Source organism: Sphingobacterium corticis (assembly GCF_042684745.1).
Classification (GTDB): Bacteria; Bacteroidota; Bacteroidia; order Sphingobacteriales; family Sphingobacteriaceae; genus Sphingobacterium; species Sphingobacterium corticis.
In genome coordinates this window covers 356312-373520 of sequence record NZ_JBHUMA010000004.1, presented here as the reverse complement: position 1 = coordinate 373520, position 17209 = coordinate 356312, and the positions used below count along the sequence as shown (strand labels likewise).

Genomic DNA, 17209 nt, shown 5'->3' with positions numbered 1-17209 from the left:
TAACAAAAAAGTCCGCGCTATTTTTGTAGCGTGGACTTTTTGTAAATAGCGAAAAATTAATGCTAATTATGCACGTCTTCTTCGCGGAATAATTTTGCAGTGAAGTATTCGCGGTTCATGCGCGCGATGTTCGTCAACTTAATACCAACTGGACATTCTGCTTCACAAGCTCCCGTGTTTGTACAGTTACCGAAACCTTCGGCATCCATTTGATCTACCATTGCTTGCGCGCGCTCGTAACGTTCTGTTTGACCTTGCGGCAACAACGCGAATTGAGAAATCTTCGCAGATACAAATAACATCGCTGAAGCGTTTTTACAAGCAGCTACACAAGCACCACAACCGATACATGTTGCTGATTCGAAAGCTTCGTCAGCAATACGTTTAGGGATCGCAATCGAATTCGCGTCAGGTACACCACCCGTGTTTACGTTTACGTAACCACCAGCTTGCTGAATACGTTCGAAAGAGGTACGGTCAACTGCTAAATCTTTCAACACAGGGAAAGCTGCTGCTCTCCAAGGCTCAATAACGATGGTTTGTCCATCATGGAAGGAGCGCATGTGCAATTGACAGGTTGTTGTTCCGTACTCCGGTCCGTGCGGGCGGCCATTGATTACCAATGAACACATTCCGCAGATACCTTCACGACAATCGTGGTCAAAGTAAATTGGATCTTCCCCTTTGCGAGTTAAATCATCATTGACGATGTCAAGCATCTCCAAAAACGACATATCATCCGCGATATCTTTTGCTTGATAAGTAACAAACTGTCCCTTATCCTGTATATTTTTCTGACGCCAAACTTTTAGCGTTAAATTCATCTGTCCACTCATAACTTCTATATCGAGTAACACATTGAGCCAAAGCCCAACGGATTTTATTTATAACTTCTTTGGGTTAATTTAACATTCTCGAAGATCAACTCTTCTTTGTGCAATACTTCTGGTTGGTTGTCGGCAGTGTATTCCCAAGCAGATACGTATGTGTATTCTTCATCATTACGTTTTGCTTCACCTTCTTCTGTTTGCGATTCCAAACGGAAGTGACCACCACATGATTCATTTCGGTTTAATGCATCATCTACCATCAGTTCACCAAGCTCCAAGAAGTCTGCAACACGACCTGCTTTCTCTAACGACAGGTTAAGCTCCTCGTTTTTACCCAATACATTCGCATTTTGCCAGAAATCTTTGCGCAATTCTTGGATCATACCTTTTGCTTTCGTCAAACCTTCTGCTGTACGAGCCATACCACAGTATTCCCACATGATTTTACCCAATTCTTTGTGGATATCATCAACTGTTTTTGTTCCGCGTAAAGCTAATAGAGCAGAAACTTTATCTTCTACTTCTTTGCGTGTCGCTTCGAAAGCAGGGTGGTTTTTATCTACAGGATCAAATGAACCTAAATTCGCTAGGTAATCACCTACGGTGAAAGGAATAACGAAGTAACCATCCGACAAACCTTGCATCAAAGCAGATGCACCTAAACGGTTAGCGCCGTGATCGGAGAAGTTACATTCGCCTAAAGCGTACAAACCAGGAACAGTTGTCATCAAGTTGTAATCTACCCAAATACCGCCCATTGTATAGTGAACAGCAGGATAAATACGCATCGGTTGTTTGTATGGATTTTCGTCCGTGATTTTGTGGTACATGTCGAACAAGTTACCGTATTTAGCACGTACTGTATCTTCACCCAAACGGTTGATTGCATCGGTGAAATCCAAGAATACAGCTACACCTGATTTACCTACACCACGCTCATCATCTACCGCTTCTTTTGCGTTACGAGATGCCACGTCGCGTGGAACCAAGTTACCAAAAGATGGATATTTACGCTCTAAGAAGTAATCTCTTTCATCTTCTTTGATATCAGCAGGGTGCAATTCGCCTTTGCGTAATTTCGCCGCTACCTCTTTGGTTTTAGGAACCCAAACACGACCATCGTTACGCAATGATTCAGACATTAACGTCAGTTTCGATTGGTGATCTCCTGTTACCGGAATACAAGTTGGGTGAATTTGCGTGTAACAAGGGTTTGCGAAGTATGCACCACGTTTGTGCGCACGCCAAGCAGCCGTTACGTTACAGCCCATCGCATTGGTAGATAAGAAGAAAACGTTTCCGTAACCACCAGTACAAAGTAATACTGCGTGACCTTCGTGTGTTTCAATCTTTCCAGAAATCATGTCACGCGTTACGATACCGCGAGCATGTCCGTCAATCTTAACTAAGTCAAGCATTTCATGACGGGTATAAGAAGTTACTTTTCCTTTTTGAATCTGACGGTTCAAAGAAGAGTAAGCACCCAATAATAATTGTTGTCCAGTTTGTCCACGTGCATAGAACGTACGGGATACTTGCGATCCACCAAAAGAACGGTTATCTAACAAGCCACCATATTCGCGAGCGAAAGGCACACCTTGCGCCACACACTGGTCAATGATGTTTACAGAAACTTCCGCCAAACGGTGTACGTTAGCCTCACGCGCGCGGTAGTCACCACCTTTGATAGTATCATAGAATAAACGGTAAACGGAGTCACCATCATTCTGATAGTTTTTTGCTGCGTTGATACCACCCTGTGCTGCGATGGAGTGCGCACGGCGTGGGGAATCTTGGTAACAAAATGTTTTTACATTGTAACCCAATTCCGCTAACGATGCAGCAGCTGAAGCGCCTGCCAAACCAGTTCCTACAACGATGATAGTGAACTTACGTTTGTTGGCTGGGTTAACCAGCTTCATGTTGAATTTATGTTTGGACCATTTTTCAGCTAATGGGCCAGCAGGTATTTTAGAATCTAACATAGTTGACGATCTATATTTATTAACTATCGCAAGGCGAAAGTTGTAAATAACTTATTTTACAAAATAAAAGTACAATGGCATCAAAGCGAATACCACAGGGATGACTACGCCAAATCCCCAAACACCAATTGCTCTCAAAGCTCCAATGTAGCGGCGGTGATTAAACCCAAGCGTTTGGAACGCCGACTGGAAGCCATGAATAAGGTGGAAGGAAAGCGCTGCCATAGCGATTACGTAAAAAGCCACAATAAATGGATTTTTGAATGTTTCTTCTACCTGCTTGTACAAATCCTTTGACTGAATGACTTCGATACCGTTCTCCGTGAACTTTGTGTAACCAGTGTAGCTATCAGGAGTCGTATCGAAAAGATCCGTTTGACGGTCGCCGGTTTCTACATCCGTACGGTATTCGACGTATGGAGTTGTTCCGAATTTGTACTGAAACCAAAAGTTCTGCATGTGTGTAGCAATGAAAACCAATAATACGGTTCCCAAAATACCCATGTTTCTTGAGTTCCACGGACTGTTTGCTTTTCCGTCTGTTTGCTCATAAGGAACCGGGCGAGCAGATTTGTTTTTGATCGTTAAGATCAATGCATAAATCGCGTGGATAATAATGGATGCATAAAGCAAGTATGACGTTACCTTGATTGGTGCGAAATGCGTCATAAAGTATGCATAATTGTTAAACGAATAGCCAAGATCGTCGCTAAACAGCTGTAAGTTACCAATCAAATGGACTATTAAAAAAATACACAGGAACAGGCCTGTTAAGCTCATCACGAGTTTCTTCCCAAGTGAAGAAGTTAACATCGGCTTCGATTTACTCATTAGTCTTCTAAATTTATATAATTTGGTCACAAAATTATCATATAATACGCAATAAGCTACGTTACAAACTTAAAAAAGGACAATTTAGAATTGTTCTAAAACAAAGAGGTCGCCCTTGCGGAACGACCTCTTTAAAATATACCGTTGGAATTTGTAATTTTAGAATATTTGGAAACCTAACGCCAAAGTCCAAAGGTTTAATCTTTGTTTCTCACCACCACTACGATTCAAATCTCCTAAACCATGCTCATAGCGTAAATCAAGTGATAGTTTAGAAATGTCTACACCCACTCCACCTACTATTGCAGAGAAGTTGTCACGATAATTAATAGGCTGTCCAAAATCTCTAATATCATCTTTATCTACAATGAATGAGAATAGCGGGCCAGCTTGAAAGCGAGCGCCAATTGGACCTAATCCGATTTTTGTTCCTAATAATATAGGGACATCTACTGTAGAAAATTTGACATCTTGAGAAACATTATTCGCTTCAATGGTGGTGTTTTTCGAGCTATAGTAAACCTCCGGTTGGATATGAAATCCCAATACGCCAACACGACCGTAAGCACCCGCTAAAAAACCGGCTTTTGTGCTCGAGTCGAAATAGTTGCCGTTAGAGCGAAGGCTTGTAAAGTTCATACCTGCTTTAAGACCTAAATCGAAAGTTGGTAGAAGCTGTGCATGTGCAGTAGCAAAAGTTGCCAAAGCAACAAATAGAGTTAGTATTCTTTTTTTCATGCTAAAATTTTAAATTTAACTTTTTCAAATATACGAGTCATTAACAAAAATAACGCCACGATTAATCAATAACACGTATGAACACGCTTAAAATATCGGAACAAGAATGGCAAATCATTCGTTTAAAGATTACGAGAAAGTATAATTCTCTGCGTGAGGAGGATCTTGTCTATGAAGTGGGACAGGAGGATGATTTGGTGCAACGTTTGGCTAAGCGTATTCGCAGAGATGCGGATTACGTACGGTTTACGTTGGGGAAGGAACTGCAAGAAATAGCTAGTAACAGGTTGTAAATATGGCAGAAGAGATATCTTGGTCGGATTTCGAACGCATCGACTTGCGTGTTGGAACCATATTAGAAGTGCACGATTTTCCAAAAGCAAAAAAGCCTGCCTACCAATTGCATATTGATTTCGGATCGGAGATTGGGTTGCGGAAGTCAAGTGCACAGATAACAGCGCATTACTCAAAAGAGGAATTAATCGGTCGGCAGGTAGTGGCAGTTGTTAACTTTTCGCGAAAGCAAATTGCAAACTTCTTTTCAGAATGCTTGGTTACGGGATTTCCAGATGAAAATGGAGATATCGTACTTACGGCTGTAGAAAAACCACTTCCAAACGGAGCAAGATTGAGTTAGAAGTTTGTCGTTGAGATAATATAATTAGATGAGATATTTTAGTGAGAAGGAAGAACCAGCAACCTCGACGGATGAATTATTTATGCGCGAAGCATTGCGGTTGGCCAAGATAGCTTATCAAGAAGATGAAATTCCAATCGGTGCGGTTATTGTCGCCAATCAGCAAATTATAGCTAAAGGCTATAATCTAACGGAACGATTGAATGATGTGACAGCACATGCGGAAATGCAGGCGTTTACTTCTGCAGCAAATCATTTAGGAGGGAAGTATTTAAAAGGTTGCACATTATATGTCACGGTAGAACCTTGCGTAATGTGCGCGGGCGCCTCATATTGGACCCAATTGGAACGCATTGTATTCGGAGCGAAAGACGATAAGCGCGGATATAGCGCGCTTAATGAGAAAATTATTCATCCGAAAACAGAGGTAGTAGGCGGCGTGCTGGAAACGGAATGCGCAACGCTTATAAAATCATTTTTTCGTAATAAAAGACGATGATTTCGTAACTGGTTCGTGCTTTTCAAACATAAAAACCAAACATTTGTTATCTTCGTAACGCGGAAACGCGAAATGTATTTATAATTGATTTTGTACTAAAACTATATAATTATGGCATTTGAATTGGGAGCGTTACCATACGCTAGCAACGCTTTAGAACCACACATCGACCAAGAAACGATGGAAATACACCACGATCGTCACCATCAAGCCTATGTGGATAACTTGAATAAAGCGATCGCGGATACAGGTGCAGCTGGTGCATCTTTGGAGGAGTTAATTAGAAATATTAGCAAGTATTCTGCTGCGGTACGTAATAATGGCGGTGGTCACTTCAACCACGATTTGTTTTGGTCTGTTTTAGGTCCAAATGCTGGTGGCGAACCAACTGGCGAATTAGCAGAGGCAATCAACGAAACATTCGGATCTTTCGCAGATTTGAAAAAGAAATTGCAAGAAGCTGGTGCAACACGTTTTGGTTCTGGCTGGTCTTGGTTAATCGTTGGTGAAGATGGCAAATTGGCTGTAACTTCTACACCGAATCAGGATAATCCATTGATGGATGTTGCGGAAGTAAAAGGCACGCCGATCTTCGGTATCGATGTTTGGGAGCACGCTTATTACTTAAAATATCAAAACAAACGCCCAGCCTACCTAGAAGCGATTTTCGAAGTGGTTAATTGGGATGCGGTTGCAGAAAGATTTGCAGCAGCGAAAGGATAGTTCGATATCCTTTTAACATATTTTAATCAAAAGAAGCTGTCTCTGAGCAATCGGAAAGACAGCTTCTTTCGTATATAAGGTTATAAAGAAATATACTATGTTACAAAGAACTTTACTTTTATTGGTTTGCGGTTTGGCTTTTTTGACTTCTTGTCAAGCGAGTTCAAATACGTCTAAACCGGTTATGCTGGATTCGCTGTCCGAGAATGGCGACAAGCAAGAAGCCATTATGGCGGCGGGGTGTTTTTGGTGTATTGAATCTTCCCTAAATCTGCTGGATGGCGTGGATACAGTCATTTCCGGATACATTGGCGGTCAGGGCAAAAATCCGACGTATTCGCAGGTTACCACCGGGCAAACCGGTTATGCGGAAGCTGTGAAAATCACCTACGATCCTTCGGTAATTTCTTACGATGAATTGCTACAAGCTTTTTTTCAATTGCATGATCCCACGCAACTAAACCGTCAGGGAAATGATGTAGGAACGCAATATCGATCCGCGCTTTTTCCGTTAAATACTGAACAAAAAGAAAAGGCAGAATACTACATTAAAAAATTGAACGCAGAAAAGGTGTACGACAAGAAAATCGTAACAACGATCGAAAAAGCGAATGTTTTTTATCCGGCCGAAGATTATCATCAGGATTATTACAACAAGAATCCCAACGATCGCTATTGCCAATTTGTAGTGCAGCCGAAGATGGAGAAGTTCAAAAAGGTTTTTGCCGAAAAACTAAAGCGCTAAATTTGGCGATGATTGAGCCAATTCAGTTTACCGTTCCTGTTTATGGGGAAGGGCTTTTTGCCATCTTGGAAAATAAGGCCGGCTATCTGTATGGCTATTACCATCGGCATACCGAACTGCAAGTAACCTGTGTGCTGAAAGGAAAGGGCACGATTGCAGTTGGCAACGTGGCTCAATCCTTCCAAGAAGGCGATCTGTTTATTTTACGACCGGATGAACCGCATCTATTTAATAAATACGAGGAGCCGCGATTGCCCGATGATGAGGTGCATTTAGTGCATGTATTTGTGCATTCCGAACGAATACAGCGATTATTTGCCATGCCGGAGTTTGATCAGGTGGCTGATTATTTGAGTAATTTGAATGCTAGCAAGAAGATTCCGTCGGAATTTGGAACAGCATTGATGCCATTCTTTGAAGCGCTCTCCACGAAAACTGGAATTCCAAGATTTTTAGATTTTATCGGCATGTTGCATGCGCTTGCCTTAAATCGGCAACATGAGGAATCACTTTATTCTGGAGCGCGAAAGACCAGCTACAGTGATAAAGATGGTGTGCGGATCAGTGCGGTGTATAAATACACATTTGATCATTTGCATGAAGAAATCAATTTGGACGATGTTGCTGATTTGGTGCACATGACGACCAGTGCGTTCTGTAAGTTTTTCAAAAAGCATACGACGAAAACGTATGTCGGATTTTTGAATGAAGTGCGTATTGAAAAAGCATGTCAACTTTTGGTAAATCGGCGGACGGAATCTATTTCCGAAACGGCCTTTCAGGTCGGTTTTAAGAATGCGGTGCACTTCAATCGCGTTTTTAAACAGATCACCGGATCTTCGCCAAGGCAATATGTAAATAACTACGCTGTGTAAGTTTATATACGCAATTTGTCGTTTAATTATCACGTATTAAAACCCATTAAAACTATATTCGATTGGTTATTAGTTATTTTTGTGATTTATTGTGCTGTGCTAAAAAAAACACGAATGACAAAATATGTTTAAATTAGGACAAAAGCCGTTTATAATCTTTGAAGGCTTTGCCTTATTTTTACCATAAGAAAAAAGAGAAATTATGCTGAAAGGATTTTTTAATGTTCCAGAGCCTACGAATGAGCCAATCTTCTCGTATGCACCTGGAACTAAAGAAAGAAAATTGCTTCAAGAAGCAATTGCAACTGCAAGAGCGCAAGAAGTAGATATTCCGATGTATATCGGTTCAGAAGAAGTGCGTACTGGAAACAAAGGTACGTTGACTCCTCCGCACGATCATAAGCATGTGTTGGGATATTATCACCAAGGAACAAAAGAACATGTAACTGCAGCGATTGACGCGGCGTTGGCCGCAAAAGATGCTTGGGAGAATTTGCCATGGGAACACCGCGCGGCGATTTTCCTAAAAGCAGCAGAACTTATTTCTACAAAATACCGTTACAAATTGAACGCAGCAACGATGTTGGGTCAGTCGAAAAATGCTTTCCAAGCGGAAATCGATTCAGCATGTGAAATCGCTGATTTCTTGCGTTTCAATGTAAAATACATGACGGAAATTTATTTGCAACAACCTCCGGTTTCTCCGAAAGGTGTTTGGAATCGTGTAGAGCAACGTCCATTAGAAGGATTTGTTTTCGCTTTAACTCCGTTTAATTTCACGGCGATTGCTGGTAATTTGCCGACTTCGTGTGCAATGATGGGTAATGTGGTTGTTTGGAAACCTTCCAACACACAAATCTATTCGGCAAACGTGTTGATGGAAATTTTCAAGGAAGCTGGCGTTCCTGATGGCGTAATCAATTTGGTATACGTTTCCGGTCCAGATGCAGGTGATGTAATCTTCAAACATCCGGATTTTGCAGGTATTCACTTCACAGGATCGACAGGCGTTTTCCAAGATATTTGGAAAACAATCGGAGAGAACATTCATGTTTACAAAACGTATCCACGTATTGTTGGAGAAACGGGTGGTAAAGATTTCATCTTAGCGCATGCTTCTGCTGACGCGAAAGTGGTAAGTACTGCTTTAGTGCGTGGTGCATTTGAATTCCAAGGTCAGAAATGTTCGGCAGCATCTCGTGCTTATATTCCGAAGTCGTTGTGGCCAGAAGTGAAAGATTTGATGGAGAAAGATTTGAAAACGTTCAAAATGGGTGGAACCGAAGATTTCACCAACTTCATCAACGCCGTAATTGACGAGAAATCTTTCGATAAAATCACCAAATATATCGATCGCGCTAAAGAATCTGCGGATGCAGAAATCGTATTCGGTGGCGATTATGATAAATCAACTGGTTACTTCATTCGTCCTACCGTGATTGTTGCAAAAAATGCAGATTACGAAACGATGCAGGAAGAGTTATTCGGTCCGGTATTGACGATCTTTGTTTACGAAGATGAGAAATGGGCGGAAACGTTGAAAACAGTAGATACTACCTCTATTTATGCATTGACTGGAGCTATTATTTCTCAAGATCGCTACGCGATTGAAGAAGCTACGCACGCTTTACGTCATTCAGCAGGTAACTTCTACATCAACGATAAATGTACCGGTGCAGTAGTTGGTCAGCAACCATTTGGTGGTGCGCGCGGATCAGGTACGAATGATAAAGCAGGTTCGATGATCAACTTATTGCGTTGGGTTTCTCCACGTACGATCAAAGAAACTTTTAATCCGGATACGAATTACCGCTACCCATTTTTGGGAGAAGATTAACAACAACAAAAATCCCGATCATTGATCGCATAAAAAAGGAGCTCTCGAAAGAAAGCTCCTTTTGTTGTATATGCTTTGTCGTTTACTGACAATTTTGACGAAGCATTTATTTCTTCGTGGTATCGCGATTCAAAGTGTTTAAAATGCTATCTGCTTCGCGTTCTAGTTCACGCGCATCAATTTGGTGTTGTTTGTAGTTTTGTACGGCGATTCTGCTCGCGCGTTGCGATACAAAAAATCCGGCAATAGCAATTGCCGTGATTACCGTAACTCCCCAAGCATGTTTTTTCTTGTCCTGTTTGACCAGCCAATACATGATCGCTATGTAGGGAATTGCGAAGAAGATGTAGAAAACGATACTTGGAGTAATCATATGATGTTGATTTTGCTCTGCAAAAGTAGGGTTTTAAGAGATATTGTCCGAACGATTCTCCGTATAAATTTTAGATCATTTTTTTATGAATCAATTATTTATGCTTTCGGAATCAAACGGCTTGGTCGTATTTTTGTTAAACTTTTATAGTATTTGTAAAAATAATACAATCGCATTGTCGACACGGAAATATTTTATACTTTTGTCTGTCAGAATTTTAAGAAGAAGCGAAGATGCATTGTCATAACCAAAATCAGGCTGCTGTAGCTAGAGCAAATTATAGGCTCTCTGCGTATGTTATGCGCCAAGGTTATGCTCTTTGTTGTCCGATTCTGCGATTTCGACGACCAATACTGCCTCGAGCTTGATAAAGGGGCAGGAAATTTCCGGAAGGGTGGCCGCATAAATCGCTCGGAGCGCGCCGCTATTGCAATCGTTAAATTTATTGTTTGTGTTTCGCTCAAGGCGAAATGTAATTAAGGTCGAAGTCATCAGTATGATACTTTCCCATTTTTTGATCATTCCCGCAAATGCCTCTCATGTGCACTATGCACAGGAGATCTGCGATGAAATGTTTGAATCCGCCAAAGCGCGTGGAACGGGCATCGCCCGTCGTAAACCCGAATATATTGCCAAAAAAATAGAAGAAGGAAAGTCCGTTATCGCACTTCACAAGGATGGACGATGGGCAGGATTTTGCTACATCGAAACATGGAGTCATGGTGATTATGTCGCCAATTCGGGACTTATCGTGAATCCGGTTTTTCGAAAAGAAGGCTTGGCAAAAGCCATCAAGAAGGAGATTTTTGAGCTGTCGCGCGAGCGCTATCCGAAGGCGAAAATATTTGGTTTGACAACTGGTTTGGCGGTCATGAAAATCAATTCCGATCTCGGTTACGAACCCGTAACGTATGGCGAGCTTACGCAAGATGAAGAATTCTGGAAAGGTTGTCAATCCTGCATCAACTTTGATATCCTGACGTCGAAAGATCGGAAGAATTGTATGTGCACCGCAATGCTTTGGGATCCGGTCGAAAAAGAAAAGGAACTGAAAGAAAAAATTCAGCGTAAAGCAGAGGCTAAGGAAAGGCTAAATCGTATTGCCAAAAAGCAGTCCCTGTTGAAACGTATTGAAGCACGTTTGTGGAAATCCACTAAAAAATTTGTTACATTGATTATTCCTACCGGTACAAGAACGGTAAAGGGCTTTTAATATAATACCAAGATAAAAAAATGAAGAAAGTAGTTTTAGCATTTAGTGGCGGTTTAGATACCTCATTCTGCTGTATATATCTATCAAAAGATTTAGGATTGGAAGTACATTCAGTAATCGTAAACACAGGTGGTTTTTCTGAGGAAGAATTGAAAACTGTAGAAGCGAGAGCGTACGAATTAGGTGTGAAATCCCACACAACCATCGACGAAACAGCCGATTATTATAGCGATACGATTAAGTATTTAATCTTCGGTAACGTATTGAAAAATGCTACTTATCCGCTTTCTGTTTCTGCGGAGCGCGTTTGCCAAGCTACGGCAATTGCAAATTACGCCAAAAAAATTGGTGCTTCTTGCGTTGCGCATGGATCGACTGGAGCGGGTAACGACCAAGTACGTTTTGATATGATTTTCCAAACGTTAATTCCGGGAATCGAAATCATCACGCCAATCCGCGATCTAAAGTTATCCCGCGAAGCGGAAATCAAATATTTAACGGAACATGGTTTTCCATATTCCGCGGAGAAAGCCAAATATTCTATTAACAAAGGTTTGTGGGGAACGTCGGTAGGCGGCGCGGAAACATTAACTTCCAATCAATATCTGCCTGAATCTGCTTGGCCTACGCCAATCAGCAATCATGAGCCGCAACAAATCACGATTGATTTTGAGAAAGGTGAACCTGTTGCGTTGAACGGTGAAAAAATTGGTGCGGTAAAAGTAATTCAGCAGTTGCAAGAATTGGCACAACCGTATGGCATTGGCCGTGATATTCACGTGGGCGATACCATTATCGGTATCAAAGGTCGTGTAGGTTTCGAAGCTGCTGGACCAATTATCTTGGTGAAAGCGCATCATACTTTGGAGAAACATACGTTAACCAAATGGCAATTGTCTTGGAAAGATCAGATCGCCGCGTTTTACGGCAATTATATGCACGAAGGACAAATGCACGATCCGGTCATGCGCGATATAGAAGCGTTCCTAAGCAGTTCGCAAGCAGCAGTTACCGGACGTGTGATCGTTGAATTGCATCCACATCGTTTCGTAATTATTGGTATTGAATCTGATCACGATTTGATGAACAACGAATTCGGAAGCTACGGTGAGATGAATGAAGGATACACAGGCGATGATGTAAAAGGATTCTCCAAGATCTTCGGAAATCAGGTCGGTATTTGGTACAAGGTAAACGGAAAATTATCTTAATAATTATCAGCATATAAGTCAACATAAAACCTCAAAAAGCAAAGCTAAATGGGAAAAATAAAAGTGGGTATTGTGGGATCGGCCGGGTATACTGGCGGAGAATTATTGCGTGTTTTAATCTATCATCCGGAAGTGGAAATCGTTTTTGCGAATAGCGCTTCGAATGCAGGAAAGAAAGTTTATGCGGTGCATAACGATCTTTTAGGTGATACGGAATTGACATTTTCTTCTGATTTCCATTCGAATATCGACGTACTTTTTCTTTGCTTAGGTCATGGGGATGCGCGCAAGTTTTTAGATGGCAACAGCGTAGATGCCAGCGTAAAAATTATTGATTTGTCGCAAGATTATCGCTTGCGCGATAATCAGGTTTTTGCAGCAGGAAGTTTCGTTTATGGTTTACCGGAACTAAACAGAGAAGCGATCAAAGCGGCGCAATACGTCGCTAATCCGGGTTGTTTTGCGACAAATATCCAATTGGCATTGTTGCCTTTGGCGAAAGCGGGTGTGTTGCCAAATCAAATTCATGTAAATGCAACTACCGGATCCACAGGAGCTGGACAAAAGCCTGGAGCGACGACGCATTTTTCTTGGCGAAACAACAATCTTTCGGCTTACAAATCGTTTGAGCACCAACATTTGCAAGAGATCTCAGAATCGCTGGATCAGTTGCAAGCGGGGTATTTGCCAAGCGGTGAAGATACCTTATTAGCTCGCGCGCAACAGCGAATTAATTTCGTTCCGCAACGTGGCGATTTCGCCAGAGGAATTTTCTCAGCCATTTATGTCGATGCTGCGGTAAGCGAAGAAGAAGCGTATCAGATTTATCAAGATTACTATGCTTCACATCCATTCACCTTTGTTAGCGAACAGAACATCGATTTGAAGCAAGTGGTGAATACCAATAAAAGCATTATGCACTTGGAGAAACACGGTAATAAATTGCTTATTTTAAACGCGACGGATAACTTATTAAAAGGGGCATCAGGACAAGCGGTGCAAAATATGAACTTGCTATTCGGGTTGGATGAAAGAGTTGGTTTAAACTTGAAGCCGGCCGGATTTTAGGTTAACAACAATATTCTATAAAATGGCAGTGAACAACAATTCACTGCCATTTTTTTATGCTTCATCGCAAGGTTACGAACCGATTCAAAGCGATAACGCAAAGCCGTAAAGGTGCTTATTTGTAAAGTTGTAGTATAACTTCATCCTAGTAAATGATAACTTAATAATCCACGTCGTTGCGAGGAGGAACGACGAAGCAATCTTATACTTTTATATCTTTACAAATTCACATCTTTATACCGTCACAACTTTACGCTATATCAAGCAAAAACAATATCTAAGGAAACCTTGATTGCTTCGATTGTACTGTTCAGATCCTCTTGCGTGTGTGCTGCGGAAATGAAGCCAACCTCATAACCGGATGGGCCGAAATAAATACCACGATTTAACAATTCTCGATGCATGATTTTATAATGTTCCATGGATTCGTGCACGATTTCATCCGCGCGGCGGATGCTCGTTTTATCCGTGAATGCGAACCAAAATATTGATCCAATCGTGAAAAGCTGAACTTGGTAATTTTTCTCGGCGATATAATCCTTGATTTGTTGCACAAATTGTTGTGTCGTTTGCTCCAGTTTTTCGTAAAAACCTTTGCGTGCCAAAATGCTCAAAGCAGCGATTCCCGCTGCCATCGCTACCGGATTTCCAGATAATGTTCCGGCTTGGTAAACACCTCCATCCGGTGAAATGTGGCTCATCAACTCGTTGGATGCGCCGTAGCAACCGACAGGCATACCGCCGCCAATGATCTTTCCGTAGGTTATAATATCTGGTTGCACCTCGTAATAACGCGCCGCACCTTCAAATCCTAAACGAAAACCCGTAATTACCTCGTCGAATATCAATAATGAACCATTTTCCTTCGTAATCTCACGCAAGAAATCGACGTATGCTTTTTCTTGAATCAGCAATCCATTATTTGCTGGAACGCCCTCAATAATTACAGCAGCAATCTCATCTTTGAAATCAGCGAAAACTTGTTTTACGGCGTCGTAGTCGTTTAATGCGATTACAATCGTTTGCTCCGCAAATGCTTTGGGAACGCCCGCTGATGAGGTTTCACCAAATGTTACCAATCCAGAGCCTGCCTTTACTAATAAGGAGTCGGAGTGCCCATGGTAACAACCTTCGAACTTAACGATTTTATCACGTCCGGTATAACCTCTTGCAAGACGAATCGCCGACATAACCGCTTCGGTTCCAGAACTAACGAAACGAATTTTTTCTAGGTAGCGATTGTTACTGATAATCAGATTCGCTAATTTATTCTCCAAGGCTGTTGGCGCACCAAAGCTCAGTCCTTTATCTAATTGTGCAGCAACCGCTTCGCGTATCTCGCAATTGTTATGTCCTAAGATGAGTGGTCCCCAAGAGCAACAATAATCAATAAATTCATTGCCGTCTGCATCCCATAAATGTGCCTTATCGCCGCGCTCAATGAACAGCGGTGTGCCGTAAACGGATTTAAAAGCACGCACGGGGGAATTTACGCCACCCGGAAAATAGCCTTTCGCTTCCTCAAATAATTGACCCGATTTTTCTCTAGAGATATCCTTTACTTCGTTCGCCATCTGTATTTTATCTATTGAACTGCGAATTTATCCATTTCAAGCCGAAAATTGCTCATGCAAAAGTCAATATTAATGTTACGATCAATTCTAGTTCAGTTGTCGCGTTGTTCAGTCATTTCTTTCCTAAAAGTCGTATATTGAACACCCAAACACAACTACCCATGATCTTCAGGAATAAACTTACATTAACAATCTGGTTATTGGCAGGAACGCTTACAGCGTGTCAAACTAGTGCGCCGCCCGAGCCGCAACCTTACGGAGCCTTGCCTTCCGAACGTCAGCTTCGCTGGCACGAGATGGAAACCTATTGCTTGATCCATTTTACACCAACGACGTACCAGAATAAAGAATGGGGGTTTGGCGATGCCGATCCAGCCATTTTTAATCCTTCGGATTTCGATGCGAATCAGATTGCAGAAGCAGCTGCATCAGCGGGTTTCAAAGGTTTGATTAGCGTAGCCAAGCACCACGATGGATTTTGTCTTTGGCCAACAGCGACAACTGATTACAGCGTAGCGAAGTCGCCATGGAAGGATGGAAAAGGAGATATGGTGAAAGAATTTATGGAAGCTTCCAAAAACGCAGACTTGTCTTTCGGTGTGTATCTTTCCGCTTGGGATCGCAACGATGAACGTTATGGTTCGGAGGCTTACCCCGAAGCGTATCGGGCGCAATTGACGGAGTTGATGACCGGATACGGAGATTTATTCGCTTCTTGGCACGATGGTGCAAATGGGGGTGATGGTTATTACGGTGGTCGCAATGAAAAGCGTTTGATTGATCGTGCAACCTATTACAGTTGGAAAGATAAAACCTGGCCCATTGTGCGAAAGAATCAACCGATGGCGATGATTTTTTCGGATGTTGGTTTAGATATGCGTTGGGTTGGAAATGAACACGGACATGCCGCGGAAACAAGCTGGGCAACGATTACCTTAAAAGGAATCGAAGGGAAGGATCCAATGCCCGGATATTTGGATGATAGCAATTTAACAACAGGAACGCGTGGCGGAGATTCTTGGATTCCTGCGGAATGTGATGTGCCACAGCGTGCAGGTTGGTTTTATCATCCGGAACAAGATGCGCAAGTGAAAAGTCCGGACGAGCTATTCGAAATCTATTTGAAGTCAGTTGGACGCGGAGCGAATATGAATTTAGGTTTAGCGCCAATGCCAAACGGTCAATTGCACGCGAATGATGTGGCTTCGCTAAAAGGTTTTGGAGAGAAAATAGAGAAAACATTTGCGGAGAATTTAGCGAAAGGAGCGAAGGTTTCAGCGTCTAATAAACGGGGCGACCATGAAAGTTATTCGGTCGAAAAAACATTAGATGATGATCGTTACTCTTACTATGCGTCGGACGATGATGTGTTAGATCCAATTTTAGAGTTTGAGTTTAGCAACGAACAAACGTTCGACTTGATTCGATTGCGAGAGAACATTAAGTTGGGGCAACGACTAGATAGCGTAGTGATATCCAAAGCAGATGGAGATGATTGGACTAGAATTGCGTCGGCTACAAGCATCGGGGCGACAAGAATTATAAAGTTATCTGATCCGGTAAAAGCTAAAAAGGTTCGTGTGCAACTGTTTGCTCCCGTAGCACCGACCTTGAGCGATTTTGGTTTATATAACGAAGCGTTCGTTAAATATGACGTAGATCATTCTAATGCGGAAGTTGTGCGTCTGCCTTCAAAAAATGTAAAAGTTATTTCCTCCAATAAATTCTCTAATGCAGTAGATGGCGATAATAAAACCTTCGTGCAATCTGCTGATCGCGAAGTAGTCTTCGATTTGGGGAATCAGACAGTTGGCGGATTCTTCTATTTGCCTAGACAGGATGGTAAGAAGGAAGGTATTGTTACACGTTACCGTTTTGCTGGCAGTCAGGACAACCAGAAATGGGAAACGATTAAAGACGGTGAATTTTCGAACATACGCGCTAACCCAATAGAACAAGTAATTCGATTCAGCAAAAACGTACAATATAGATACATCCGTTTCGAGGTATTGGAAAGTATCGGGGACGGATTCGCTGTAAGTGAGTTTGGATTTCTTAAATAGCACGGTG

Annotated in this window: 18 protein-coding genes; 11 read left to right on the top strand and 7 right to left on the bottom strand. The window is 41.9% G+C overall.

The window, feature by feature from the left end; translation table 11 throughout:
* Window positions 1–62 precede the first annotated feature (62 nt).
* The 4 genes from ACFSQ3_RS02835 to ACFSQ3_RS02820 all read right to left on the bottom strand — a co-directional run bounded on the left by ACFSQ3_RS02835 (window position 63) and on the right by ACFSQ3_RS02820 (window position 4384).
* Entirely contained in the window at window positions 63–836 is a 774-nt protein-coding gene (locus ACFSQ3_RS02835; protein ID WP_449329214.1) for a succinate dehydrogenase/fumarate reductase iron-sulfur subunit, read from the bottom strand.
* A gap of 44 nt (window positions 837–880) precedes the next feature.
* Complete coding sequence (locus tag ACFSQ3_RS02830; RefSeq protein ID WP_380867303.1) at window positions 881–2815, bottom strand: fumarate reductase/succinate dehydrogenase flavoprotein subunit; 1935 nt, start codon at window positions 2813–2815, stop codon at window positions 881–883.
* Between the two features lie 51 nt (window positions 2816–2866).
* Window positions 2867–3646, bottom strand: a complete 780-nt coding sequence (locus tag ACFSQ3_RS02825) for a succinate dehydrogenase cytochrome b subunit (RefSeq protein ID WP_380867302.1) — start codon at window positions 3644–3646, stop codon at window positions 2867–2869.
* 159 nt (window positions 3647–3805) lie between these two features.
* Window positions 3806–4384, bottom strand: coding sequence for a porin family protein (locus ACFSQ3_RS02820; protein WP_380867300.1), 579 nt, complete (start codon window positions 4382–4384; stop codon window positions 3806–3808).
* A 77-nt stretch (window positions 4385–4461) separates the two neighbouring features.
* On the opposite strand from ACFSQ3_RS02820, the gene ACFSQ3_RS02815 reads away from it, so the two are divergent.
* The 7 genes from ACFSQ3_RS02815 (at window position 4462) to pruA (ending at window position 9700) form a co-directional block, all read left to right on the top strand.
* Entirely contained in the window at window positions 4462–4677 is a 216-nt protein-coding gene (locus ACFSQ3_RS02815) for a hypothetical protein (protein ID WP_380867298.1), read from the top strand.
* 2 nt (window positions 4678–4679) lie between these two features.
* The gene (locus ACFSQ3_RS02810) at window positions 4680–5021 is read left to right on the top strand and encodes a tRNA-binding protein (RefSeq protein ID WP_380867296.1); all 342 of its coding nucleotides are present in this window, start codon (window positions 4680–4682) and stop codon (window positions 5019–5021) included.
* Between the two features lie 28 nt (window positions 5022–5049).
* Window positions 5050–5520, top strand: coding sequence for a nucleoside deaminase (locus ACFSQ3_RS02805; RefSeq protein ID WP_380867295.1), 471 nt, complete (start codon window positions 5050–5052; stop codon window positions 5518–5520).
* Between the two features lie 111 nt (window positions 5521–5631).
* Complete coding sequence (locus ACFSQ3_RS02800; protein WP_380867293.1) at window positions 5632–6243, top strand: superoxide dismutase; 612 nt, start codon at window positions 5632–5634, stop codon at window positions 6241–6243.
* Window positions 6244–6340: 97 nt separating this feature from the next.
* Complete coding sequence (msrA, locus tag ACFSQ3_RS02795; protein WP_380867291.1) at window positions 6341–6988, top strand: peptide-methionine (S)-S-oxide reductase MsrA; 648 nt, start codon at window positions 6341–6343, stop codon at window positions 6986–6988.
* A gap of 8 nt (window positions 6989–6996) precedes the next feature.
* A complete protein-coding gene (locus tag ACFSQ3_RS02790; RefSeq protein ID WP_380867290.1) occupies window positions 6997–7863 on the top strand; it encodes an AraC family transcriptional regulator in 867 nt (288 codons plus the stop codon).
* Window positions 7864–8065: 202 nt separating this feature from the next.
* The gene (pruA, locus tag ACFSQ3_RS02785) at window positions 8066–9700 is read left to right on the top strand and encodes an L-glutamate gamma-semialdehyde dehydrogenase (protein ID WP_380867289.1); all 1635 of its coding nucleotides are present in this window, start codon (window positions 8066–8068) and stop codon (window positions 9698–9700) included.
* Window positions 9701–9806: 106 nt separating this feature from the next.
* On the opposite strand, the gene ACFSQ3_RS02780 is transcribed toward pruA, so the two are convergent.
* Complete coding sequence (locus ACFSQ3_RS02780) at window positions 9807–10073, bottom strand: hypothetical protein (protein WP_380867287.1); 267 nt, start codon at window positions 10071–10073, stop codon at window positions 9807–9809.
* A gap of 297 nt (window positions 10074–10370) precedes the next feature.
* A complete protein-coding gene (locus ACFSQ3_RS02775) occupies window positions 10371–10565 on the bottom strand; it encodes a hypothetical protein (protein ID WP_380867285.1) in 195 nt (64 codons plus the stop codon).
* 4 nt (window positions 10566–10569) lie between these two features.
* On the opposite strand from ACFSQ3_RS02775, the gene ACFSQ3_RS02770 reads away from it, so the two are divergent.
* From ACFSQ3_RS02770 to argC, 3 genes are read left to right on the top strand one after another with little or no spacing between them, the layout of a single operon-like run.
* Window positions 10570–11286, top strand: a complete 717-nt coding sequence (locus tag ACFSQ3_RS02770; protein ID WP_380867284.1) for a GNAT family N-acetyltransferase — start codon at window positions 10570–10572, stop codon at window positions 11284–11286.
* A gap of 20 nt (window positions 11287–11306) precedes the next feature.
* Window positions 11307–12497 carry an argininosuccinate synthase gene (argG, locus tag ACFSQ3_RS02765; RefSeq protein WP_380867282.1) on the top strand — a complete coding sequence of 397 codons (1191 nt, stop codon included), beginning with the start codon at window positions 11307–11309 and terminating at the stop codon, window positions 12495–12497.
* 48 nt (window positions 12498–12545) lie between these two features.
* Window positions 12546–13565 (top strand): N-acetyl-gamma-glutamyl-phosphate reductase, encoded by a 1020-nt coding sequence (gene argC, locus ACFSQ3_RS02760; RefSeq protein ID WP_380867280.1) that lies wholly within the window; start codon window positions 12546–12548, stop codon window positions 13563–13565.
* Window positions 13566–13825: 260 nt separating this feature from the next.
* Here the strand turns inward: argC and hemL are convergent, their stop codons facing one another.
* Window positions 13826–15139, bottom strand: coding sequence for a glutamate-1-semialdehyde 2,1-aminomutase (hemL, locus tag ACFSQ3_RS02755; RefSeq protein WP_380867279.1), 1314 nt, complete (start codon window positions 15137–15139; stop codon window positions 13826–13828).
* A 161-nt stretch (window positions 15140–15300) separates the two neighbouring features.
* Between hemL and ACFSQ3_RS02750 the strand changes: the two genes are divergently transcribed.
* Window positions 15301–17202, top strand: coding sequence for an alpha-L-fucosidase (locus ACFSQ3_RS02750; protein WP_380867277.1), 1902 nt, complete (start codon window positions 15301–15303; stop codon window positions 17200–17202).
* Window positions 17203–17209 lie beyond the last annotated feature (7 nt).